Origin of the sequence: Arcticibacter tournemirensis, assembly GCF_006716645.1 — a bacterium.
GTDB lineage: Bacteria > Bacteroidota > Bacteroidia > Sphingobacteriales > Sphingobacteriaceae > Arcticibacter > Arcticibacter tournemirensis.
In genome coordinates this window covers 1,105,979-1,130,574 of record NZ_VFPL01000001.1, presented here as the reverse complement: position 1 = coordinate 1,130,574, position 24,596 = coordinate 1,105,979, and the positions used below count along the sequence as shown (strand labels likewise).

General features: G+C 44.5%; 20 protein-coding genes. 9 read left to right on the top strand and 11 right to left on the bottom strand.

From position 1 onward, the window contains the following. Window positions 1–73 precede the first annotated feature (73 nt). Window positions 74–610 carry a DUF1599 domain-containing protein gene (locus tag BDE36_RS04725; RefSeq protein ID WP_141813934.1) on the bottom strand — a complete coding sequence of 179 codons (537 nt, stop codon included), beginning with the start codon at window positions 608–610 and terminating at the stop codon, window positions 74–76. A 51-nt stretch (window positions 611–661) separates the two neighbouring features. On the opposite strand from BDE36_RS04725, the gene folP reads away from it, so the two are divergent. From folP to cdaA, 4 genes are all read left to right on the top strand, one after another. Beyond that, a complete protein-coding gene (folP, locus tag BDE36_RS04720; RefSeq protein ID WP_141813933.1) occupies window positions 662–1,540 on the top strand; it encodes a dihydropteroate synthase in 879 nt (292 codons plus the stop codon). An 87-nt stretch (window positions 1,541–1,627) separates the two neighbouring features. Continuing rightward, window positions 1,628–2,617: a PAS domain S-box protein gene (locus tag BDE36_RS04715; RefSeq protein ID WP_141813932.1), complete on the top strand. Its 990-nt coding sequence runs from the start codon at window positions 1,628–1,630 to the stop codon at window positions 2,615–2,617. Further along, window positions 2,614–4,008 (top strand): response regulator, encoded by a 1,395-nt coding sequence (locus tag BDE36_RS04710; RefSeq protein WP_317132915.1) that lies wholly within the window; start codon window positions 2,614–2,616, stop codon window positions 4,006–4,008. The genes BDE36_RS04715 and BDE36_RS04710 overlap by 4 nt, the downstream gene beginning before the upstream one ends. Before the next feature lie 72 nt (window positions 4,009–4,080). Then, window positions 4,081–4,875 (top strand): diadenylate cyclase CdaA, encoded by a 795-nt coding sequence (gene cdaA, locus BDE36_RS04705; RefSeq protein WP_141813930.1) that lies wholly within the window; start codon window positions 4,081–4,083, stop codon window positions 4,873–4,875. Window positions 4,876–4,923: 48 nt separating this feature from the next. Here cdaA and BDE36_RS04700 read toward each other — a convergent pair whose 3' ends face one another. From BDE36_RS04700 to BDE36_RS04685, 4 genes are all read right to left on the bottom strand, one after another. Then, complete coding sequence (locus BDE36_RS04700; RefSeq protein WP_235904174.1) at window positions 4,924–5,370, bottom strand: heme-binding domain-containing protein; 447 nt, start codon at window positions 5,368–5,370, stop codon at window positions 4,924–4,926. 5 nt (window positions 5,371–5,375) lie between these two features. After that, window positions 5,376–7,907 carry a cation-translocating P-type ATPase gene (locus tag BDE36_RS04695; RefSeq protein WP_141813929.1) on the bottom strand — a complete coding sequence of 844 codons (2,532 nt, stop codon included), beginning with the start codon at window positions 7,905–7,907 and terminating at the stop codon, window positions 5,376–5,378. Window positions 7,908–7,994: 87 nt separating this feature from the next. Beyond that, window positions 7,995–8,384 carry a hypothetical protein gene (locus BDE36_RS04690; protein ID WP_141813928.1) on the bottom strand — a complete coding sequence of 130 codons (390 nt, stop codon included), beginning with the start codon at window positions 8,382–8,384 and terminating at the stop codon, window positions 7,995–7,997. Window positions 8,385–8,562: 178 nt separating this feature from the next. Further along, window positions 8,563–8,973: a BrxA/BrxB family bacilliredoxin gene (locus BDE36_RS04685; RefSeq protein WP_141813927.1), complete on the bottom strand. Its 411-nt coding sequence runs from the start codon at window positions 8,971–8,973 to the stop codon at window positions 8,563–8,565. Window positions 8,974–9,148: 175 nt separating this feature from the next. On the opposite strand from BDE36_RS04685, the gene ahcY reads away from it, so the two are divergent. The 3 genes from ahcY (at window position 9,149) to gcvP (ending at window position 14,395) form a co-directional block, all read left to right on the top strand. Next, a complete protein-coding gene (gene ahcY / locus BDE36_RS04680; RefSeq protein ID WP_141813926.1) occupies window positions 9,149–10,465 on the top strand; it encodes an adenosylhomocysteinase in 1,317 nt (438 codons plus the stop codon). Window positions 10,466–10,554: 89 nt separating this feature from the next. Then, entirely contained in the window at window positions 10,555–11,274 is a 720-nt protein-coding gene (locus BDE36_RS04675) for a pyridoxine 5'-phosphate synthase (RefSeq protein WP_141813925.1), read from the top strand. Window positions 11,275–11,518: 244 nt separating this feature from the next. Beyond that, window positions 11,519–14,395, top strand: a complete 2,877-nt coding sequence (gene gcvP / locus BDE36_RS04670; RefSeq protein WP_141813924.1) for an aminomethyl-transferring glycine dehydrogenase — start codon at window positions 11,519–11,521, stop codon at window positions 14,393–14,395. Window positions 14,396–14,464: 69 nt separating this feature from the next. Here the strand turns inward: gcvP and BDE36_RS04665 are convergent, their stop codons facing one another. The 4 genes from BDE36_RS04665 to BDE36_RS04650 all read right to left on the bottom strand — a co-directional run bounded on the left by BDE36_RS04665 (window position 14,465) and on the right by BDE36_RS04650 (window position 18,560). Next, window positions 14,465–15,169 carry a carbonic anhydrase gene (locus tag BDE36_RS04665; RefSeq protein WP_128769776.1) on the bottom strand — a complete coding sequence of 235 codons (705 nt, stop codon included), beginning with the start codon at window positions 15,167–15,169 and terminating at the stop codon, window positions 14,465–14,467. 1 nt (window position 15,170) lies between these two features. Then, window positions 15,171–16,808 carry a SulP family inorganic anion transporter gene (locus BDE36_RS04660; protein WP_141813923.1) on the bottom strand — a complete coding sequence of 546 codons (1,638 nt, stop codon included), beginning with the start codon at window positions 16,806–16,808 and terminating at the stop codon, window positions 15,171–15,173. Window positions 16,809–16,939: 131 nt separating this feature from the next. Beyond that, window positions 16,940–17,266, bottom strand: coding sequence for a hypothetical protein (locus BDE36_RS04655; RefSeq protein WP_128769778.1), 327 nt, complete (start codon window positions 17,264–17,266; stop codon window positions 16,940–16,942). 100 nt (window positions 17,267–17,366) lie between these two features. Then, on the bottom strand, window positions 17,367–18,560 hold the full coding sequence (locus BDE36_RS04650) for a porin (RefSeq protein WP_141813922.1): 1,194 nt from the start codon (window positions 18,558–18,560) through the stop codon (window positions 17,367–17,369). A gap of 161 nt (window positions 18,561–18,721) precedes the next feature. Between BDE36_RS04650 and BDE36_RS04645 the strand changes: the two genes are divergently transcribed. Both BDE36_RS04645 and sucD read left to right on the top strand, forming a co-directional pair. Next, a complete protein-coding gene (locus BDE36_RS04645) occupies window positions 18,722–20,497 on the top strand; it encodes an ABC transporter ATP-binding protein (protein WP_141813921.1) in 1,776 nt (591 codons plus the stop codon). Between the two features lie 59 nt (window positions 20,498–20,556). Further along, window positions 20,557–21,435, top strand: a complete 879-nt coding sequence (gene sucD / locus BDE36_RS04640; RefSeq protein ID WP_141813920.1) for a succinate--CoA ligase subunit alpha — start codon at window positions 20,557–20,559, stop codon at window positions 21,433–21,435. A 74-nt stretch (window positions 21,436–21,509) separates the two neighbouring features. Here sucD and BDE36_RS04635 read toward each other — a convergent pair whose 3' ends face one another. After that, window positions 21,510–23,777 carry an aconitate hydratase gene (locus tag BDE36_RS04635; protein ID WP_141813919.1) on the bottom strand — a complete coding sequence of 756 codons (2,268 nt, stop codon included), beginning with the start codon at window positions 23,775–23,777 and terminating at the stop codon, window positions 21,510–21,512. A 154-nt stretch (window positions 23,778–23,931) separates the two neighbouring features. Beyond that, on the bottom strand, window positions 23,932–24,549 hold the full coding sequence (locus BDE36_RS04630) for a polysaccharide deacetylase family protein (RefSeq protein WP_128769783.1): 618 nt from the start codon (window positions 24,547–24,549) through the stop codon (window positions 23,932–23,934). Between the last annotated feature and the right edge of the window lie 47 nt (window positions 24,550–24,596).

Sequence of the window (24,596 nt, the reverse complement as noted above, 5' to 3'; positions counted from 1 at the left end):
CTTTGAACCTTCAACTCTCAACCTTCAACCCTAAACTTTCAACTTTCAACCTTGAACCCACAACCCTCAACCCTCAACTCAACTTAATCAGCGCAAAAGCCGAATAATTCAGCATGTCCTGATAATTTGCTTTTATACCTTCGGAAGCCACAGTTTGGCCCTCGTTATCTTCAATCTGTTTTACGCGCAAAAGTTTCATTAGTATCAGATCGGTTAGCGAGCTGATACGCATATCGCGCCAAGCTTCACCATAATCGTGATTTTTAGCAAACATCAGATCTTTCGTCTCCTTCACAATGCCGTCGTAGAGGGCTTCGACCTGATCGGCAGGAATATCAGTGGGATGCGTCTCGTCCATTTCCATCTGCATCATGGCGATGATACAATAGTTGATAATTCCAATATATTCCGAAGTGATATCCTCCCCTACTTTTGATACTTTCTTTTCTTCAAGTGTACGGATCCTCTGCGCCTTAATAAAAATCTGGTCGGTAATAGAACTTAAACGAAGGATGCGCCATGCCGTTCCATAGTCTTTGGTCTTTCTGATAAAAAGATCTTTACATATTCTGATCACTGAATCGAATTCCTCTGAAGTATTATGTCCCAAAATATTTTGAATATTTGATTAAAAGATGAATAAACCGGTATTTTGTGTTTTATGTGCGATAAAAATACAGTTTTTCAGGAAAAGAAAACGATTAATGCGGGAGGCAGGCTATTAGATTTTTCGGAACCGAAAGTAATGGGAATACTGAATATCACTCCTGATTCATTTTATCAGGATAGCAGAACACAAACGGTAGCTGCCGCTTTAGTGAAGGCAGAAAAAATGCTTTCGGATGGAGCCGCCATTCTCGATATCGGAGCTTATTCTTCTCGCCCGGGGGCTTCTGATATCCCGCCCGGGGAAGAACAGGCGCGTTTGCTTCCTGTTATAAGGGCTATAAGAGGGCAATTCCCCGGGGCTGTACTGTCCATCGACACATTTCGTGCATCGGTAGCCGAGGCATCAATTGCTGAAGGAGCCGACATTATAAATGATATTTCGGGAGGAGAGCTCGACCCGTTAATGTTTGAAACAATAGGCCGGTTGCAGGTTCCGTACATTCTGATGCACATGAGGGGCACTCCGCTTACAATGGCTTCATTAACTCAATATGACGACATGTTTAAAGAAATAATGCAGTATTTCTCCAGCAAACTTGCCGTTCTTAATAGCCTCAATGTTCATGACATTATTCTCGACCCGGGTTTCGGATTTGCGAAAACGGCGGACCAGAACTTACGCTTGCTGAACAATCTGGAGCTTTTCAAAACAACCGGACTGCCCGTTTTGGCGGGTTTATCCCGTAAGAAAACAATCTGGCAAACACTAGGCGTCAGCAGCAACGAGGCTTTGAACGGCACTACCGTTTTAAATACCGTAGCCTTGATGAAAGGCGCAGACTTATTACGTGTTCACGATGTAAAAGAAGCAACAGAAGCCATTAAACTGGTATCATCTTTGAGGCGAAGTTCTGAAGACATCAGCCTATAAAGCCTCCTCTTCAGCTATTTTCTTTTACCCCGAACATAATACTAATTGTTTCGTACAAAAGAGAACCGCTCTAACACTGCAAACGTAATGGTTCATTCAGATATAACCGAAGCTAACAGGCTTAAGACATTACAGGAATACAACATATTAAACACTGAAGCTGAAGCTCAGTTTGATTCAATAACGCGCCTTATATCGTATATATGTAAAACTCCAATTGCTTTCATATCCTTTATGGAGGAGGATAGACAATGGATCAAGTCGGAAACAGGTCTTAACATGAAAGAGACTTCGCGGAGTTCGGCTTTCTGCAACTATACCATACAAAACGATACGCTGCTCGAAATTTCCGACCTCACTAAGGACAATCGTTTCTCTGACAATCCTTTTGTGACAAATAACCCGCATTTCAGGTTTTACGCCGGATCACCCATAACCACAGCTGGCGGTTACCACATTGGAACATTGTGTGTGATGGATTATGAACCCAGGTATCTTAGTGATCAGGAAAAAGATGCGTTGAAGATATTGTCGAACGAAGTGATGTCGCATCTGGAGGTGCGAAAAAAAAACGTGGAGTTGCAACAGATGCTTAACCAGGCGCGACAGTTTCAGGACCTCTTTAATAATTCCAATGAAATTCATTGCATCACTGATTCCGAGGGTAAAATTGAATTCATCAATACTTCCGTCCAGCTTCTTATCGGGTATTCAGTAGATGAGATGCTCGGAAAAACGATATGGGATTTTTCTGTGCCGGGCGAACGGGAAAGAGTAATGCCTGAAGTATTCAGGGCTATATCTTTAGGTAAGACTCACTTTCAGGTCGAAACAAGAGTAATTACGAAAGGCGGCCCCATCAGATGGTTTGAATGGTCTGACGTGATTATGAACGGAAGATGGCTCGTCAACGGCAGGGATATCACCACCCGGAAAGAAGCAGAACTAAAGATACAGAACCTTTCTATCGCCGTAGAAAAATCGCCGGCCGGAGTTGTGATACGTAACGCAAAGAACGAGGTATCCTGGATGAATGAAGCAGCTGAGAAAATTATTGGCTATAAGGTAGAGGAATAAAGGGTAGAATCTTTGGAGACCTGCTAATCGGGGAAAAGACCGATCTATCCGTTCTTAAATCTGCAAAACAAGCTTTAGTTGAAAGAAAACCATATGAAATAGAGATCGTCGTCTATAAAAAAGACGGCGCCCCAATCTGGGTGTTCATATCTAATAGCCCGCTTTTCAATCCCGACGGGCACCTGGAAAGCCAGATTGGAATAATTGTAGACATCACATTAAGAAAACATGCAGAACAGCAACTGATTAAAACCCGGCAGGACGCAATTGACCTGAGCAAGTCGAAAGAGCAGTTTCTGTCGGTCATGAGCCACGAAATGCGCACTCCCCTGAACGCTGTTATCGGACTGACCAGAATATTAAAGGAGGAGGACCCGCTCGAACGTCAGAAAGAAAATTTAAACATACTGGAGTTCTCCGCACAAAATCTTCTTTCACTCATTAATGATGTTCTTGATTTCACCAAGATAGAAACCGGGAACATGACACTGGATCCGGCGCCGCTGGAGATTTATAAGCTTGTATCACAAACAATAGAATCCCTTAGATTTAAATCCTGTGATAAAGATCTGAGAATTGACTACTATATAGATCCGCGCATTCCGAAAGTTATAACCGGAGACTCTACCAGGCTTTACCAGATCTTTATGAATCTGCTCGGAAATGCCATTAAATTTACCGAATGTGGTTCCGTAATGTTAAAGCTGTTCCTTGAGGCTGAAGATGAAGACTCCGTTCCAATCCGGTTTGAAGTTCATGACACCGGAATTGGTATAAAAGATGATAAGTTAAAGGCCATCTTTGATGCGTATACGCAGGCCGAAAGAGATACCTCAAAAAAATATGGAGGTACAGGATTGGGACTTGCGATCACAAAAAAGCTGATCGAGCTACACGATTCCACTATTGAAGTCCAGAGTACGCATGGAGAGGGAACAATATTCAGCTTTGTGATCAGATATCTGAGAGCTGATAAAAATACAGTACCCGTAGAAACAAATATAAACCTTGATGCACCTATCGATGGCCGTATCCTGGTAGTGGATGATAATGCAATGAACCGCCTGCTTGCCGGGAAAGTACTTGGGAAATGGCTCACAGAAATTGATTACGCGGAAAACGGCCAGGAAGCTGTTGAAAAGGTAAAAGACAACGACTATGATCTTGTTCTTATGGACATACATATGCCGGTGATGAATGGACTGGAAGCTGTTAAAACAATAAGGGAACTTGGCGGCGATAAATTCGTCAAACTGCCGATCATCGCGCTTACTGCAAGCGTCCAGAGGTCGGAAGAAGGACGATTCCTGCAGGCGGGGATGAATGACTTCGTACTTAAGCCTTTTGAACCAAAGGATCTGTATAGAAAGATCCGCGCTCATATTTTGTGACATCTTCCTAAAATTCCTATCTTGTCGAGATCGTAATTGTCTCACATTTCAAGCATCAGCATAAAAAATAGTATGGACCGGTTTGACCTTAGTTTCCTCCATCTTCGTTTCCTGGATATCGTAGATATCATCCTGGTAGCATTCATTATATACTACATTTATAATCTTATCAGAGGCACTATTGCTGTAAACATAGTTTTAGGCCTCATTATTATTTACCTGGTTTATCTCATTACTGAACAGCTTCAGATGCGTCTGCTCAGCAATATACTCGGGGGATTTGTCAGCGTGGGGTTTCTGGCCCTCATCATTGTTTTTCAACAAGAGATCCGCCGGTTTTTGTTGCTTATAGGCAAGAACGCGGCACTGCACAGAAATAAACTTTGGAAAACGCTTCTTTCAGGAAAAAAGGAGCTGGAGAAAGAGGCCAGTTTCACCTCGGTTAAACCGATAATTGATGCCTGCAAAACTATGCAAAGCAGCCGGACAGGCGCTTTGATCGTCTTTGCCAAGTACTTTGACGACCAGTATTATCAGAATACCGGCGAACCGATTGATGCTGTGGTTTCCAAACGTCTTATAGAAACCATATTCAGGAAGAACAGCCCTCTTCACGACGGTGCTGTAGTGATTTCTGAAGGAAAAATCAAATGCGCCAGTTGTATATTACCCGTTAGTGATAATATTAAGCTCCCTCCGCAGTTTGGACTGCGCCATAGAGCCGGTATCGGGATAACAGAAATGAGCGACGCTGTTGCAGTAATCGTTTCTGAGGAAACAGGTCAGATTGCATATGCCAAGCAAGGGAGAGTCCGTATGGATGTTACTTTCCGCGATCTCGAAAAACTACTTACAAGAGATATATAAAGAGAGGCATCCATTTTTATCTGAATAAGCCTCTCTAATCTACGTTGGTTACTTTACCTGCATTTGAGCCTGCTGCGCCCAGTCGATGACCATCTGTTTTTGTGCCTCGGTAAGCTTCGCTGTCCGGTGGATAAGCAAATAACTATTCAGGGGCATTTCATTTTCTTTTATCACATCTGCAGTTTCTTCCAGCTTATGAATAGCTTTCTTAGAAGGGTAAGTTTTAAATTCATCAAAGTTAAGCTCTCTTTTCCCTTCACTCACGTGGTTGGCAAGCCACCACCCCACGGGCTGGACATTGGTATACCAGGGATAAACGGTTGTATTACTATGACAATCATAACACGACGTTTTTAAAACTGCAAGAACTGTATCAGGCACGTCGACAACGTTCTGCAGGGCGTGGGGACCGCCAGACTCCCCTCTATTTTCTTCCGGCCTTATGAACTGAATAACCAGCAACAGGCCAATTATAACATACAAGATCTTTTTCATGATCATTAAAATTGAATATCAGATGAATATTTACTTTTTATTCTTCTTAGCCATTTCCACAGTTCAAACCACAGCACCGATACCATACCCGTTGCCAGGCAAATGGAGATGGCTTCAAATGAGAGCGGTATAACTTTGAAAAACTGTGCTACTAAAGGCACATACAGAATAATTACCAGAAGAACGACAGTTACAGACAATGCGGCTGTCATTAAATAATTACGGTTATTAAAGCTACTGGTTAGCGGGTAGTAAAATGAACGGTTTACCAGCGACAGGAAAATATTAGCTATAATCAGCGTAGTGAAGACCATGGTCCGTGTGCTCGCTTCGTCTCCTCCCAGCCTTACGTTTAGCTGATAGACGAATAGTATTCCCATTGTAATTGCAAGGCCCTGGATAACGCTGACCGACATTTCGTGCCACAGGAGGAATGTGGTACTGAAAGGCCTGGGCGGGCGTTGCATGGTATTTTTCTCCATCGGTTCGTTCTCGTAAACTATCGAACAGGTAGGCCCCATAATAAGCTCAAGAAATATAACATGTACCGGCGTCAGGATATTCGGATAGATCCATCCCAGAAAAAGAGGAAGCGATACAGCGCCGATAATGGGTATATGAATGGAGATAATATATTGTATAGCCTTTTTAAGGTTCGCGTAGATCTTTCTCCCCATAGCAACAGCATCAAGCATCTTCGAAAGATCGTCGTCTGCAATAATCAGCGCGGCCGCGCTTTTTGCGATTTCAGTTCCCCTTTGGCCCATTGCTATACCTATATGGGATGCCTTTAACGCCGGTGCATCATTTACACCATCGCCGGTCATTGCTACAATGTGGCCTGATTCCTTCAGGGCGGTAATTGCTTTAAGCTTTGCATCAGGAAACATGCGGGCAAAAACAGTGAGGTGGCCTACCTGTTTCCGCATTTCAGCGGCGTCAAGCTGCATTAACCGTTTTCCGTCTATAGTTTCCTCCGCACCGCGGAGGCCTGATTGTAAGGCTATGGCTTTCGAAGTAAGCTCGTTATCGCCGGTGATCATTTTCACGGCGATCCCTGCGTCGTAGAAACCTTTAAATACGGAGTTTATATTCGCTTTAGGAGGATCGTAAAAGGCAATGAGACCAATAAATACAAATGGCAGGGCCTGCTGCTCCTCAGGAAAGTCTGTTCCCTTAAACTCCGACCTGGCAACACCCAATACCCGGTATCCCCTGGCCGCCAGGCTGGCTACTTTAGACTCAATGGAGCTTCTGCTCTCTTTATCCTGAAGGCTCACATCAAGAATTGCTTCGGGAGCGCCTTTAGCAGCAATGATCCTGTTACCGGCAGCGTCCTCAAAAACGTGGGTCATCATAGGAGGTGTTCCGCCCAGAGGATATTCATGAACCATCCCGAACTGAGGCCGTTCGTCCCGGTCGGCATTCTGTACATACACTTCGTGTAAAGTCTTCTCCATCGGATCAAAAGGCACCGGCTCACTGGCCCACATAGAAACTTTAATTACCTCCAGAGCTTCTTTACTCCATGCATTATCCTGAGAATAAGAGGTGCGACTACTAAAGGCATAAACTTCCTGCAGGCGCATACTGCTTTCTGTAATAGTGCCTGTTTTATCTGTGCATATAACCGTGGCACTTCCCAAAGCTTCCACCGTACTTATCTTCTTCACGATAATGCCTGATTTTATCAAACGCCAGGATCCAAGAGCCATGAATGTTGTAAAAGCAACCGGAATTTCTTCGGGTAATACCGACATTGCCAGGGTAAGCCCTTTCAAGAGGCTGTCGGTAAAACTTTGGCCCGAAAGGAAATTTACCAGGCATACCAGCAGGAATACCGCTATCCCGGCAATTGCCATAACCCTCACAAACTTGCGGATCTGAACCTGCAAAGGAGTTGCTTCCTCCTTTATTGAATGCAGCGATTCGCCTAACTTGCCAAGACGTGTACCAAAGCCTACATTCTTTACTTTGCATATAGCCAGTCCCGATACCACCACAGTTCCACTGTAAACCTTATTGTCGTTTCCCGTTTCTGATTTGTAAACAGAGTACGATTCGCCGGTCAGAGCCGACTCGTCCACCATGAAGTCATTACTATGAACAATTTCTCCATCTGCGTTAACGATATTGCCCTCTTCTATCAGCAACATATCACCAACAACAATATCATGAGTAGGGATCTCAACAAGTTGTCCTTCCCTTATTACTTTACTCAATGGCTCATTTAGCTTTTCCAAAGCTTCCAACGCCTTGCGGTTGCGATTATCCTGATAAAATGAAATACCTGAGACAAGGACAATGGCAACAAGCATGAACATGGCCTCTCCCAGCTCTCCAGTAATCAGATAAAGGACGGCAACTGCTATCAAAAGCACAAGCATAGGTTCCTTCAGCATGTCGAGCAACACGCTCCACCACTGGTGTTTTGTTTTATTAAATTGGTTATTATTCCCGTGTTCCTCTCTCGAGCGGTTTACCTGCGCTTCGCTTAGCCCTTTAATACCAGGGGGAATATTTACATGAATGGACATATATAAATCTAAATCGTTAAATAAAATCTATCGCCGCTATGACTGCGCATTTACAGAAAGCTTCAGCGCTATTCTTTCAGTATTCATTCAGGCGCGCAGTGGCGACACTCTTGGAGGCTGGAAAATGGATCTTATTATCACATAAGGAGGTATATCCTCCTCGACCACGGTGTATGTATTTACGATCTTTTCGGTTGATGGTAAGTGGAGAAGAACCGGCCCTGTTAATATAGTAACAACAGAAATACAATGATCTTTAGGCGCTTTAAAAGGAAGGCGCATATCGTCGGCATAGTCCTTATCGAATGGCTGGGCATCGACATAGTGTATCTTCAGAAATTGAGAAATGCTGAGGGAAGGAAGTTCGTGCCTGTGCTTCTGATAGTGACTAACCAGAAGTGGCAGCCGTAAGACCTGGTGCAGATCAGTGGCGCCAAAAATGTACACCGTAAACAGTAATATGGCTATCCCTTTCATCCACAACAAAGTTACAGAAAAGCAGGGCTCACTTAAGTATCAGTGTGTTATATTGAAGCGGTCTTAATAAAAGACGCAGATCCAGCTTTAACATATAGGAGATAAGGGCATAAAAAAATCCGGCATCGTACCGGATCTTTTATCATGCAAAGCATTAATTCAATAAACTGCCAAATGCTTAGCAGTAAACCTCAAATGCGCTCGAAAGGTTATCTGCAATCATCTGTGCAGGGCGGCCTTCAATCTGGTTACGCTCAATCATATGAACTAATTTACCATCTTTAAACAAAGCCATCGAAGGTGACGATGGAGGATAAGGAAGCATGTAACTTCTCGCCTTATCTACTGCATCTTTTTCCATGCCAGCAAAAACTGTCACGAGTTTATCAGGATGCTTTGCACCTTGTACAGCTATCTTTGCAGCGGGACGTGCATTTGCTGCCGCGCAACCACAAACTGAATTTACCACAACAAATACAGTTCCTTCTGATTTGAGTGCTGAGTCTACTTCCTCTGGAGTCTTAAGCTCCTCGAAACCAACCTGGGTAAGTTCTTCCCTCATCGGGGCAACTAAATATTCCGGATACATAATTATTAATTTTCAAAGCTAATACTTGCAAAAGTAAGGCTATAGCGTTTAACTTAAAACATGCAGATGTAAATTATTTGTCAATCAACCCTCTGTCATCTTACAGAAGAGCCCTTTAAATGTTTGATATTCATCCGCCAATGAGGTATTTTTGCAGACATTTAAATTTACAACTATGTCATCAGTAGAGACAAAATACATTCCTTACAAAGTGAAGGACATTTCCCTGGCAGAATGGGGACGGAAAGAGATAGAACTTGCAGAAGCAGAAATGCCTGGACTAATGTCGCTTCGCGCGGAGTACGGACCTTCTAAACCATTAAAAGGTGCCCGCATTGCAGGTTGCCTGCACATGACTATTCAGACTGCCGTGCTAATCGAAACGCTGATAGAACTTGGAGCAGAAGTAACCTGGTCGTCGTGCAATATTTTCTCAACACAGGATCATGCCGCTGCTGCAATTGCTGCTGCCGGCATCTCTGTTTATGCATGGAAAGGCATGAATGCCGAAGAGTTCGACTGGTGCATTGAGCAGACCCTGTACTTCGGAGAAGAGCGTCAGCCATTGAACATGATACTCGATGACGGCGGAGACCTTACCAATATGGTGTTCGACAAATATCCCGAGCTGATCACTGGCATCAAGGGGCTGTCTGAAGAAACAACTACAGGAGTTCACCGTCTTTACGAACGCATGAAAAACGGAACACTCCATTTACCGGCCATTAATGTAAACGACTCTGTTACTAAATCAAAATTTGATAATAAGTACGGCTGCCGTGAATCGCTTGTTGACGCTATCCGCCGCGCTACCGACGTAATGATGGCTGGTAAAGTAGCCGTAGTTTGCGGGTATGGCGACGTGGGTAAAGGTTCAGCGGAATCATTACGCAGCGCAGGAGTTCGTGTAATTGTAACTGAAATAGATCCGATCTGTGCATTACAGGCAGCGATGGAAGGCTTTGAAGTGAAGAAACTGATCAACGCAGTTAAAGAAGCCGACATTGTGGTTACCTGTACAGGGAACTGCGACATTGTTCGCGGCGATCACTTTAAGCTCCTGAAAGACAAAGCTATTGTTTGTAACATCGGCCACTTTGACAACGAGATCGACATGGCATGGCTGAATGGAAATTACGGACATACCAAGATTGAAATCAAACCACAGGTTGACAAGTATAATATCGAAGGTAAAGATGTGATCATCCTTGCGGAAGGTCGCCTTGTGAACCTGGGCTGTGCTACAGGCCACCCTTCGTTTGTAATGTCTAACTCCTTCACTAACCAGACACTGGCACAGATTGAGTTGTGGACTAACCCCGGCAAATACGAAAACAAGGTTTATACGCTTCCAAAGCACCTTGACGAAAAAGTAGCCCGTCTTCACCTCTCTAAGATTGGCGTGGAGCTCGACGTACTTGATCCTCATCAGGCCGAATATATCGGCGTATCTCCTGAAGGTCCGTATAAACCGGAACAGTACAGGTACTAATATTTTGTGTTGCAGGATGTGAGTTGTGTGTTGCAGGATATATCAACAACAGTTCACAACCTGCAACTTACAACTTACAACTTGTAAACGTGACTAAGCTTTCTGTCAATATTAATAAAATCGCCACATTGCGTAATTCACGTGGCGGGAATAATCCTGACCTTGTTAAAACAGCGCTTGACTGCGAACGATTCGGAGCCCAGGGCATTACTGTACATCCAAGGCCAGACGAAAGACATATACGCTACCAGGATGTGTATGATCTGAAGAGTGTTATTGCCACAGAATTTAACATCGAGGGCAATTGCCAGGAGAAGAAGTTTATTGACCTGGTACTGGCGAATAAGCCAGCGCAGGTTACACTGGTCCCCGATGCAGAAGGCCAGATCACCTCTAATCATGGCTGGAATACAATTCAGCACCAGCAGTATCTGAAGGATATTATTGCTGTGTTTAAAGACGCGGGGATAAGAGTTTCAATATTTGTAGATCCCGATCCGCGAATGGTCGAAGCTGCGGCTACTACAGGCACGGACCGCATCGAGTTGTATACCGAAGGTTACGCCACAGCTTATCTTAAAAACCGTGAAGCAGCAGTTTCCCCTTATGTGGAGGCCGCTAAAGTTGCTCAGGAGGCAGGGTTAGGACTAAACGCAGGGCATGACCTTGATCTTCATAACCTGAGGTATTTTGCCCGGCAAGTACCCGGATTACTTGAAGTAAGTATCGGCCACGCACTTATTTGCGACGCGTTGTACCTCGGACTGGAAAACACCATACAGATGTATCTGCGCCAGCTGGCCGGATAATGTATAGCCTGATACCCGTTTTAAGTTATACGTAACAAGTCGTAAGTTTCATGTATAATCAACTGATAGTCTTTTCTTTATAAGAACAGAACAATTCATTTTACCTTAACATAACACTAGTATCCTGGCACTAACATCTCAATACTACTATCTTGATACTTGATACTAACATCTTGATACTAGTATACTAATATCTTGATACATAATTCTTACCTTTGCAGCATCTCTTTATATATTCAATTTCATGGATTTAAACATTGATTTCAAAGAAAAATTTGAATCACGACATATCTCCCCTGACGGCCTGGAAACTTCTGAAATGCTTGCAACAACCGGGGTATCTTCTCTCGAAGAACTGATTGATCAGACAATCCCAACCCAGATTCGCCTCAAGCGTCCATTGAACCTTCCGGCACCGAAGAGCGAGTTTGAGTACCTGACTAATCTGAAGCAACTTGCTTCCAAAAACAAAGTTTTCAAGTCGTTTATCGGCCAGGGTTATTATGACACGATCACGCCCTCTGTAATACTGCGCAATATTTTTGAGAACCCGGGCTGGTATACCCAATATACTCCTTACCAGGCCGAAATATCTCAGGGAAGGCTTCAGGCTCTGCTTAACTTCCAGACTATGGTGCTTGACCTTACGGGTATGGAGATTGCCAATGCATCTCTTCTTGATGAGGCTACTGCTGCAGCTGAAGCCATGTTCATGCAGTTCAGCCTCCGGAAAAACAAGGATGCAAATACCTTTTTTGTTTCTGAACAACTATTCCCTCAGACTATTGATGTCCTGAGGACCCGCTCTGCACCCTTCGGTATTGAGCTAATAATTGGCAACCACGAAACTATTGAACTTACTGATTCAATGTTCGGTGCCATTGTTCAATACCCGGCTGGAAACGGAGTGGTATATAATTACTCAGACTTTGCTGCCCGCGCGCATGAAAAGGGAATTAAGCTGACCGTCGTCGCCGACATCCTCAGCCTGTGCCTGCTATCGCCTCCGGGAGAATGGGGAGCCGATATAGTGGTAGGTTCGACACAGCGGTTCGGTGTTCCGATGGGTTTTGGCGGCCCGCATGCTGCTTTCTTTGCCACCAAAGAAGAATATAAACGGTCTATGCCAGGCCGCATTATAGGCGTCACTATTGATACTGCAGGAAATTACGCCCTGAGAATGGCGCTGCAGACCAGGGAGCAACACATCCGGCGCGATAAAGCGACATCAAACATATGTACAGCGCAGGCTCTGCTGGCCATTATGGCTGGAATGTATGCTGCGTATCACGGTCCTGAAGGACTAAAAGCAATAGCGAAACGCACCCATGGGCTTGCAATCCTCCTTTCTGATGCACTGCAATCGCTTGGATACCTGCAACTGAACGATTCATATTTTGATACCGTTCGCTTTGATCTTGGCGCACTGGCCGGCCCTATTCACGCCGAAGCTTTAAATAATGAGATGAACCTCTTTTACCAGGGCTCTATTGCTTCGGTTACAGTGGATGAAACAACATCCATTGAAGATATTAAAACGATCGTCCGCTTTTTCGCAAAGGTTAAAGGCAAAAGCATCCATGAAGTGGACATTGATTCGCTTAAGAACACTTTGCACACAACGATACCTGCAGCGCTTGAAAGACAGTCGGCGTTCCTTAGCCATCCTGTTTTCAACCTGCACCATTCAGAGCACGAAATGCTTCGATATATCAAGTCTCTTGAAGCAAAGGACTTGTCGCTCTGTCATTCTATGATCCCGCTTGGCTCATGCACAATGAAGCTGAATGCCACAACGGAAATGATACCAGTTACCTGGCCTGAATTTAGCAAGATTCATCCTTTTGCTCCCACCGACCAGGTCGGCGGATATATGCAGCTGATAGATGAACTGAATAACTGGCTCAGTGAGATAACCGGATTTGCAGCCATGAGCTTCCAGCCGAATGCAGGTGCTCAGGGTGAATATACCGGACTAATGGTGATCAGGGCATATCATGCGGGCAGAGGTGAACCACATCGTAACGTAGCGTTGATACCATCCTCGGCTCACGGCACCAACCCGGCTTCGGCAGCTATGGCTGGAATGAAGATCGTGGTTGTTAAATGCGACGTAAATGGCAATATCGATGTGAACGACCTGAAGCTTCGGGCCGAAGAACATAAAGATACCTTATCGTGCCTGATGGTTACCTATCCTTCAACACATGGCGTATTCGAAGAATCGATCATGGAGATCTGTGAGATTATCCACCAGAACGGTGGCCAGGTGTACATGGATGGTGCTAATATGAATGCACAGGTTGGCCTTACCAGCCCCGCAACCATTGGCGCTGATGTATGCCATCTTAATCTGCACAAAACATTCTGCATTCCTCATGGAGGAGGCGGTCCGGGAGTTGGTCCTATCGGCGTAGCAAAACATCTTGTTCCTTATCTGCCGGCCCATGCGGTAGTCGACATCCATAAAGAAAAGTCGATTTCAGCAGTATCAGCAGCGCCATGGGGCTCGGCTTCGATACTTCTTATCTCTCATGCCTATATTGCAATGATGGGAGCAGAAGGACTCACGAATGCAACAAGATATGCCATTCTGAATGCTAATTATATTAAATCAAGACTTGAAAAACATTACCCCGTGCTTTACTCAGGAAGCCAGGGAAGGTGCGCTCATGAAATGATCCTTGACTGCCGCGCATTCAAGAATTTCGGGATTGAGGTGACTGACATTGCGAAACGGTTAATGGATTATGGCTTCCATGCTCCGACAGTTTCTTTCCCTGTTGCCGGAACGCTGATGGTTGAACCTACAGAATCTGAACCTAAACACGAATTAGACAGGTTCTGTGATGCCCTTATTTCGATAAGAGAAGAGATCAACGAAGTGGAAAATGGCAGTGCTGACAGGTTGAATAATCCTTTAAAACAAGCTCCTCATACTGCTGCTGTAGTCACGATCGACGACTGGGATCGTCCTTACAGCAGGCAGCAGGCAGCATTTCCTCTACCCTATGTGTCTGAGCATAAATTCTGGCCTGCAGTAGGTCGTGTAAACGACACACATGGCGACCGGACGCTGATATGCTCATGTCCTCCTATAGAGGAATATGCTGAAGCATAGAAAAAAAAGTAATATCAAAAGAAAAGGCGACCATTATCTGGCCGCCTTTTCTTTTGATATTAAAAAACACTACGAAGCCGGAGTGACTGCATCCAAAGCAAACACCTTGCTTAGGTTATCCGTATTGCTGCAGCTTACCTTAAGGTCTTTCACTAAGCCCGTACGGATATCCACTACCCAGCCATGCACCTCCAGGTCTGTTCTCTCCTTCCACGCATTCTGGATAATCGTTGTTTTGCAAAGGTTAAAAACCTGTTCGATAACATTTAACTCCACGAGTCTGTCGGCCCTTACTGCAGGATCCGTAATCAGATCAAGTTCATGAGAGTGCAAACGATAAACGTCTTTGATATGCCGTAGCCAATTATCAATCAATCCAAATTGCTTTCTGCTCATCGCAGCGGCAACGCCTCCGCAACCATAATGTCCTGCAACTATAACATGCTTAACCTTTAAAACATTTACCGAATAGTCGAGCACGCTAAGCATGTTCATGTCTGAATGAACACAGACGTTTGCAATATTGCGGTGAACGAAAACTTCCCCCGGCTTCGTGTTGGTAACCTGATTTGCAGGCACCCTGCTATCCGAGCAACCAATCCACAGTACCTGCGGGCTTTGTCCCGAGGCCAGCTTCTTAAAGAAGTCGGGATCTTTTTCCAGCTCCTGCTCCACAAAAAGGCGGTTTCCGCTGAGGAGCTGCTCGTATGTATTTTTTTGAACTTCGTTGGTATTTTGTGCCGTTGTAGCGGCTGAATTATTGTCGCGTGCCATATTAATTTTCAATTATACTGTTTGAGTTTACTACTGGTGTTTTGTCCTTTTCAGGAGTGTATATCAGGTCTTTTAATTGCGGAATATCATATTTGTGTTTTATGTTCTTCAGCTGAACAATTATTCCTTTGGAATAGGCGCTATGCTTGAAGTTGCGGATAATCTCGAGAACATCGGGATCAATATACCTTGAGTTACTTCCGTCGATTACAACGTCAGATTCATGAGGAAGGTGATTTAATGTATATGAGATCGCTGCTTTGTTGAGGAAAGAAACTTCCTCTGCAAGTTTAATAGTAATCACTTTCTTATCTCCATTCCTGCCAATCGTATAGAAGTAAGGATTACGGAGATTATTACGCAGGATGTAGAAAACGCCTACAACCATGCCGATCGCTACACCTTTCAGCAGGTCGGTAAAAACCACTGCAAGAACAGTAACGATAAAAGGAATAAACTGTGCCCATCCTTCTTTGTACATTTTCTTGAAAAGGGCAATCTTAGCAAGTTTATATCCCGTAACAAGGAGGATAGCTGCAAGGCATGACAGTGGAATACTATTGATGAGCCCCGGAATGAGCAAGAGTGAGAGCATCAGCCAAAACCCGTGCAGGATCGCGCTCGCCTTTGTTTTACCGCCTGCATTTACATTAGCCGACGAGCGGACGATAACGGCTGTCATGGGTAGGCCACCCAGGAAACCGCTGACCATATTTCCAACGCCCTGTGCAACGAGCTCCCGGTTGGTTGGCGAGACCCTCTTCATAGGATCGATCTTGTCGACCGCTTCAAGGCTCAATAAAGATTCGAGACTGGCAACGATCGCTATCGTAGCCGCGACGGTCCATACCTGGGGATTCGTTATCTGGGAAAAATCAGGTGAAACGAAAAGAGCGGTAAACTCGCCAAAGGAATTAACAACCGGCACATTTACCAGATGTTCACTTTTTATCTCCAGTGACGATCCGCTAAATACCTTATTAAAGATTATACCGAAAACCACAACTATAAGAGGCGCAGGAACGCCGCTGAGTTTTTTGAACCTGGGCCAGTAAATCAAAACAGCAAGAGAAACAATGCTAATGATAACCGCTCCCATACTCACAGCCGAAAGTGCGTTGCTGATTGCCGAAAAGGTATTTTGGTCGTTAATATTGAATGCTTCGCTGCCTTCAAATTCGGCGTCATAGCCTACAGCGTGGGGTATTTGTTTAAGAATAAGGATGATCCCTATCGCAGCGAGCATTCCTTCGATTACAGCTGAGGGGAAATAATTACCTATGGTGCCGGCCCTCAAAAAGCCCAGCACGATCTGCAGCGCTCCGGCTATCAGCACGGCGAGCAGAAAAGTTTCAAATGCGCCAAGTGATGTGATTGCCCCAAGTACGATAACTGTAAGTCCCGCAGCCGGACCGCTAACACTTAACTGTGATCCGCTGAAAGAAGCCGTAACTATACCACCAATAATACCGGTGAGCAAGCCTGAAAACAATGGTGCTCCCGATGCCAGCGCGATACCAAGACATAGAGGCAATGCCACTAAAAAGACTACCACACTTGCCGGAAAATCCTTCTTAAGATTTCTTGGCGAAAAATATTGTTTAAAACCTGTTGATGCAGACAAATGATTAGCTGCCATATATGTTAGATATGAGATGATGTACTATACAGAATCTGAAACCGGATAAGGAAATCTGATCCGGTGTATGATATCGTATGAAATAGAATTAACGTGAATGATCAGACCGCCGCAATATGATGCGGCAGAAATCAGGCGTTTGGAGGAGGAGTGGGTACAGAAGGATAAAAAGGCTGGTGATGTTTATCATATCCCCTGTTTACAGTTAAAGGATTAAAGGTCCACACAGGACTTAAGATTGCATAACTGTACGAAACCAGCGCCAGGTATTCCTTCAGGCAAGACTCTTTGCCATCAACAGGCTTAGAATGCTCAATTTCCAGCTGCATGATTACAGCATTTACCGTTTTGGAATCAAAGTGCGCTACAATCAGGGGTGCAACAGAAATAACCATCTTACTAACGAAGATGGAGAGAAAAAGAACGCTTATAACTTTTTTAGCAATTACTTTCTTCATATTGTATGCTGCCCGGATACAAAATTAATTAAAACAGATTAAAACCGAAGTTCAAACGCTCATTTTACAAAATTGTTATAATTAAAATATCATATTATCATTAAATACCCAGTTCTATTTGAAAAAGCGCTCCCCAGTAATTGTCACTGTCCTTCAAATCCCACCGGCCATCTTCCGTATTGTAACTTAGGTTAAACTGTCCTTTAATCCGGTGTTTTCTAAGGTATTTGGTTACTCCGGCTTCCAGAACTTCTTTTCTCTTTTCATACCATGCCGTCTTGCCCTCAGGCTGAATTACCGAGTATCTGAAAGCAGTTTCGAGGTTATTTTTGAACAGATAAGATATTTGATGATTATTGCCCCAGCCGGCATAGATATATCTTACATCGCCATCTTCATTAAAAGTCAGGGGATTGTCTGCTGTGCGTTTCATATATTCAGTCTCATAAGCCCAGCCTCTTAGCTTGAAGATCATATCGAAGATTGCTGTACCCATATCCCTCGATGCATACATCTCTTTTCCTAATTGCCCGCCCGTCCGGTTCGTCTTTGCGTTATAGCTGTAGCCTCCGGCAAGTGCCAGCTTCGGGGTTTCCTCCCGTTCGAGGTCTCCCTCTGAGTAATCTCCTTCGTTCTTGAATTCACCGAAGGGGAGTATTTCAAATCTGCCTGTATAAGCGAGCCCGTTATCAGTCGTGTTAACACTCCTGCCTTCTCCGGTACTTATAGCGCCTTTAATTCTGAAAGGCACCGACCCTATGGTGTTGTTATAATATGCTTTTAACCCGAAATCGCGGTCGACGGTAAAGGTACTGTTCACAATGGAGCGATCGGCAAACTGTAATTGCCCCGACGAATTCACCCGCTGACGATTACCAGGGAGTTTATTTTGTCCGAAAGCTATATAGAAATTATTGGTAAAGTGATAAAACACCACAGCGTCACGCACAATATTTGCAATGCCTGTATTGTCGATGTCCTGATCGCCCCTGGAAAAGGATAGCTGGATACTGTACCCGATCTTGGGGCTTAATACATATCCGTCGGCCCTCAGCCTTAACCGTCTTACTCTTGCATCCCATTCAGAAATGCCAAGATCGTCTCCCCCGTTGGTATAGAAACCCATCCTGTTTTGCATCCTGAACCTGAAATTGGCATAAAAGGATGAATCTTTGGTATTGATCTCCAACCCGTTCATTCTGAAGATCATTGAACGTTCATCAACTTCTCCCTGGGCATAAACAAGTTTGGAGGTAAAGACAATTGCTATTAATGTTATTAAGACTCTTCGCATGACATTCAAATTCAAAGCCGCTAAATTAGCATATTTAATTAAAGCTTTTTTAATGTTAAATAATTGTTTATTCATCAATTAGCTAAAGCTCGTTACCTCCATCTGACACCTTGCTGCTAAAATATTTCTATTTTTGCAGCCTCAAAAGGAATACGACATTTATGGCGAAGGTCGCAGGTAAGGCTTATGATATCAATCTGCTCAAGCGGATCTTTACTTATATTAAACCATACAAAAGGATTTTTGCATGGTCGATAACCCTCACTATAGCGCTCGCAATAGTATCTCCCCTCCGGCCCCTGCTGATCCAGTTCACCCTCGACAAATATATCCTAACGGACGACAAACCGGGACTTACAAGCATGACCTTGTTAATGCTTTTCCTGCTCGTTCTCCAGGCTGTTATTCAATATTATCACACGTTCCTTACCAACAAGCTCGGTCAATCAACCATCAGGGACCTTCGGATCAATGTTTTTAATCACATAAGCACTTTAAAGCTCCGGTTCTTCGACAAAACACCAATCGGGCAATTAATCACACGCACAGTATCTGACCTCGAGACTATTGCCGACATATTTTCTGAAGGGCTGATTGTAATAGCAGGGGACATATTACAGCTGATTACCCTTCTGGCAGTCATGCTGTATATCGACTGGCAACTGACTTTAATTGTCTTACTACCAATGCCCTTGCTGGTGTTCGCCAGCTATGTATTCAAGGAGGCCATCAAATCGGCTTTTCAGGAAGTAAGATCACAGGTGGGCCATCTCAATACCTTCCTCCAGGAGCATATTACCGGAATGAACATCACCCAGTATTTTGCACGGGAAAATCAGGAGATGCATAAATTTAAGCAGATCAACGCCAAGCACCGTGATGCTAATATCAGGTCTAACTGGTATTACTCTATCTTCTTTCCCGTAGTCGAAATCATTTCAGCACTCTCACTGGGCCTGCTTGTGTGGTATGGTTCGAAATCGATCATAGACCACGATACTTCGCCCGGGGTAATTATCGCCTTTATTATGTACATTAACATGATGTTCAGGCCGATCCGCGAACTTGCCGACAAGTTCAACACGCTACAGATGGGAATGGTGGGTGCCGACCGGGTCTTTACCATTCTTGACACACATGACGAAGAAGAAAACTCAGGCAGCTTCGCAACCGGCAAACTGGACGGCGCCATTTCTTTTGAAAACGTTTGGTTTGCTTACAATGAAAACAACTGGGTCTTAAAAGACATAAGTTTCACGGTAGAACCCGGACAGACGCTTGCGCTCGTTGGTGCTACAGGTGCGGGTAAATCGTCTGTCATCAATATACTGAACAGGTTTTATGAGATCGGAAAGGGAAGTGTGAAAATAGACGGACTCGATATCCGGGACTATGAGCTGGGCTATCTGCGTTCACAGATTGCAACCGTCATACAGGATGTCTTCCTGTTTTCGGATTCTATTGCCAACAATATTACGCTGAACAATCCGGCTATTTCAAGAGATCAGCTGATAAAGGCTGCTACTGAAGCGGGGGCTGCCGATTTTATAAACCGTTTGCCGGAGGGCTTTGATTATAATGTAATGGAACGGGGCGCTACCTTGTCAGCGGGTCAGGCTCAGCTCATCTCATTTATAAGAGCGCTGGTATATAATCCAAAGATCCTGGTACTGGATGAAGCAACCTCTTCTGTTGATACAGAAACAGAGCTGCTTATCCAGCAAACACTCCAAAAGCTGATGAAAGGCAGGACGTCTATCGTCATCGCACACAGGCTCTCTACCATTCAAAACGCAGATAAGATTATTGTACTCGACCAGGGCGAAATAAAGGAGATGGGATCGCACCAACAATTGCTGCAGCATAATGGTTACTACAAGCGTCTGTTCGACCTGCAATTTAATTCATCAGGCATAGAAAAAACGACCTTCGGGTGATAAAAAGGTTTGTGGTTTAGGCCTATTCTTATAGTTTTGTACATCTTAAATTCCGTTCAATGAGTGTATTAGTAAATAAAAATTCAAAAGTTATTGTTCAGGGCTTTACCGGGAATGAAGGGACCTATCATGCTACTCAAATGATTGAGTATGGGACCGACGTTGTTGGAGGAGTCACTCCCGGAAAAGGAGGCCAAACCCATCTTGAAAAACCTGTATTTAATACTGTGAAAGAAGCGGTAGACAAAACAGGCGCCGACGTTTCCATCATCTTCGTTCCTCCTGCCTTCGCCGGAGACGCCATTATGGAAGCTGCGGAAGCTGGTATTAAGGTAATCGTCTGCATTACCGAGGGCATTCCTACCAAAGATATGATCATGGTTAAGGAGTACATTAAAGACAAGGATTGCAGGCTTATCGGCCCTAACTGCCCTGGTATTATTACAGCAGATGAAGCAAAAATAGGTATCATGCCTGGCTTTATCTTCAAAAAGGGAACTGTAGGTATTGTTTCCAAATCAGGAACCCTGACTTATGAAGCTGTTGACCAGGTGGTAAAAGCGGGACTAGGCATCACTACAGCTATTGGAATTGGTGGCGACCCTATTATTGGTACACCAACCGTAGAAGCAGTTAAATTGCTGATGAACGACCCCGAGACAGAAGGAATTGTAATGATCGGCGAAATCGGCGGTGGAATGGAAGCAGAAGCTGCACTGTGGATCAAAGAGAACGGAACGAAACCGGTGGTAGGCTTTATCGCCGGACAAACTGCTCCTGCAGGTCGCCGCATGGGACATGCTGGTGCTATTGTAGGCGGCGCTGATGATACCGCAGCCGCGAAAATGCGTATAATGAGAGAGTGCGGTATCAGGGTAGTTGAATCGCCTGCCGAAATTGGTGCCGCTATGGCCGAAGAATTAGGCGTTACACACTAATAGTTTAAGTGTCAATTAATAAAAAAGGCCGGGATCAATTGACTCCGGCCTTTTTTATTATTAAAATGGTACTATCAAGCTTGCTGTTTCATCCTGATAAGATTGAGGGCAGCGCCTGCTTTGAACCACTCGATCTGCTGTTCGTTATAAGTATGGTTCACAGGGAACGAGTCGACGCTACCATCCTTATGGTTCAGCACAACTGTTAACTGCTTGCCGGGAGCGAACGAGGTAAGACCCACGATGTCAATAGAATCATCCTCCTGAACCTTGTTATAATCGTTAGGATCTGCAAATGTTATACCCAGCATACCCTGCTTTTTCAGGTTTGTTTCGTGAATACGGGCAAATGACTTCACCAGTATGACTCTTACTCCGAGATGACGAGGCTCCATGGCTGCATGTTCGCGGGACGAGCCTTCACCATAGTTCTCATCGCCGACAACCACAGTACCTATCCCGGCAGCTTTATAAGCGCGCTGCGTAGCAGGTACAGGTCCGTATTCGCCTGTGAGCTGATTCTTAACGTGATCGGTGCTGTCATTAAAATAATTAATAGCCCCAATCAGCATGTTGTTTGAAATATTATCCAGGTGCCCGCGGAACTTCAGCCACGGCCCTGCCATAGAAATATGGTCGGTAGTACATTTACCCTTTGCCTTTATTAAAAGACGAAGTCCGTGAAGGTCTGTTCCTTCCCACGCAGGGAATGGATCAAGAAGCTGTAAGCGGCTCGATTTTTCATCTACCAAAACCTGAACACCGCTTCCATCTTCGGCAGGCGACTGATATCCTGCATCCTCTACAGCATATCCTTTTTCAGGCATCTCTAATCCTGTTGGTTCATCCAGCTTCACCTGCTCGCCCCTCTCATTGATTAATGTATCGGTAAGCGGATTGAAGGTAAGGTCGCCGGCAATAGCCAGGGCCGTAACGATTTCGGGAGACGCAACAAAGGCATGAGTATTTGGATTACCATCATTACGTTTTGCAAAGTTGCGGTTGAAGGATGTAATGATAGAATTCTTGCGGGTAGGGTCGTCGGTATGACGTGCCCACTGCCCGATACATGGGCCACATGCATTGGCAAGCACTACACCGCCTATCTTATCAAATGTATCAAGATAACCGTCGCGCTCTACAGTATAACGTACCAGTTCAGATCCTGGCGTTACAGTATATTCTGACTTTGCTACAAGATGCTTATCTACAGCCTGCTGAGCGATAGAGGCCGCTCTGGTGATATCCTCGTAAGAAGAATTCGTACATGATCCGATTAATCCGACTTCCAGTTTCGCGGGCCAGTTATGCTCTCTTACTGCTTCTGCGAATTTAGATATAGGCCATGCCAGATCGGGAGTAAAAGGACCGTTAACATGCGGTTCCAGCTCCGAAAGATTTATTTCAATTACCTGATCAAAATATTGTTCAGGATTAGCATATACTTCATCGTCTCCTGTAAGATGTTCGCGAACTTCATTTGCCAGGTCGGCAATATCAGCCCGGCCGGTACCACGCAGATAAGCTTCAGCCTTTTCATCATACCCAAAGATAGATGTAGTAGCGCCTATCTCAGCCCCCATGTTACAAATGGTAGCCTTACCAGTAGCCGACATCGAACGGGTGCCTTCCCCAAAATATTCAACAATACATCCGGTACCACCTTTTACTGTCAGTACACCTGCCACCTTCAGAATCACATCTTTAGGGGCAGTCCACCCCGACATTTTACCTGTGAGCTTTACACCGATAAGCTTCGGAAACTTCAGTTCCCATGCAAAACCGGCCATTACATCGCAGGCATCGGCACCGCCGACCCCTATGGCAATCATCCCCAAACCACCTGCATTAGGAGTATGCGAGTCAGTTCCAATCATCATTCCTCCCGGAAATGCATAATTCTCAAGCACTACCTGGTGGATGATACCGGCTCCTGGTTTCCAGAATCCCAGACCATATTTATTACAAACTGAAGAAAGGAAGTCGTACACCTCTTTATTCGTGGTGTTTGCGGTTTCCAAATCCTCGGTGGCGCCTATTTTAGCTTGTATGAGGTGATCACAATGCACTGTAGAAGGTACGGCGACCTGCGGCCTCCCCGCCTGCATGAACTGAAGAAGGGCCATTTGAGCGGTAGCGTCCTGCATGGCAACACGATCCGGAGCGAAATCAACATACGAAGTGCCACGCTTGTAGGATTCATCAGCATCTCCATTCCATAAGTGCGAATACAGGATCTTTTCAGTGAGTGTTAACGGTTTTCCAACAACTCTCTTTGCAGCGTCTATCCGACCGGCAAGGTTGTTGTAAACCTTTTGTATCATTTCTATATCAAATGCCATTACTTCTGATTTTTATTCATGTTAGTTATAAGTCAACTCTGCATGAGAGTTATAGTTCTTGCGAAATTACAAAAAATGCTAAAAAGTGACGGTAATCACTTTCATCAATTTTTATTTAGAAAAAGTCTAAACAATAATACTTAATGGTGTTCCATCATAGCTGGCCAAAGCGGTACCCCTCTTCCTGCCAGGCCTTTAAAGCGCGGGGCAGTGTATACTCAAGCCTGTCGAATGCTTTAAGGCTATCGTGAAAAACGATTATAGAACCGGGCTTCACAGTCGACAGAACGTTTTTCAGGCACTTCTCCGGACTGAGGCCGCGGTCGAAATCACCGCTTAAAACGTCCCACATGATAATCTGGAGGTCGGGAAATACCGATCTGAGCCGTGCTATCTGCGAAAACTTAATTCTTCCGTGAGGAGGCCTGAAGAGCTTTGTTTGAGTCAGTTCATTACATTTAATAAAATTATCGAGGTAGGCCTGATCTTCAGTATCCCAGCCTCTAAGATGATTAAAAGTATGGTTCCCGATAGAATGCCCGGCATCTGCAACCTGCCTGAATATGTCGGGATGTTTCCTCACGTTATCGCCAATGCAGAAAAACGTGGCTTTGGCATTATACTCCTTTAAAGTTTTAAGTACAAACGGTGTAACATTCGGTATCGGACCGTCGTCAAACGTTATATAGATGGTTTTTGTATCATTTAATTTCCTCCAGGTAAGGGTCGGATAAATACATCTTAGCCAGAAAGGGGTTTTAATGAGATACATAAAATTGGAATTAAATACTGCATACAATAGTACAAATAATTACTTTA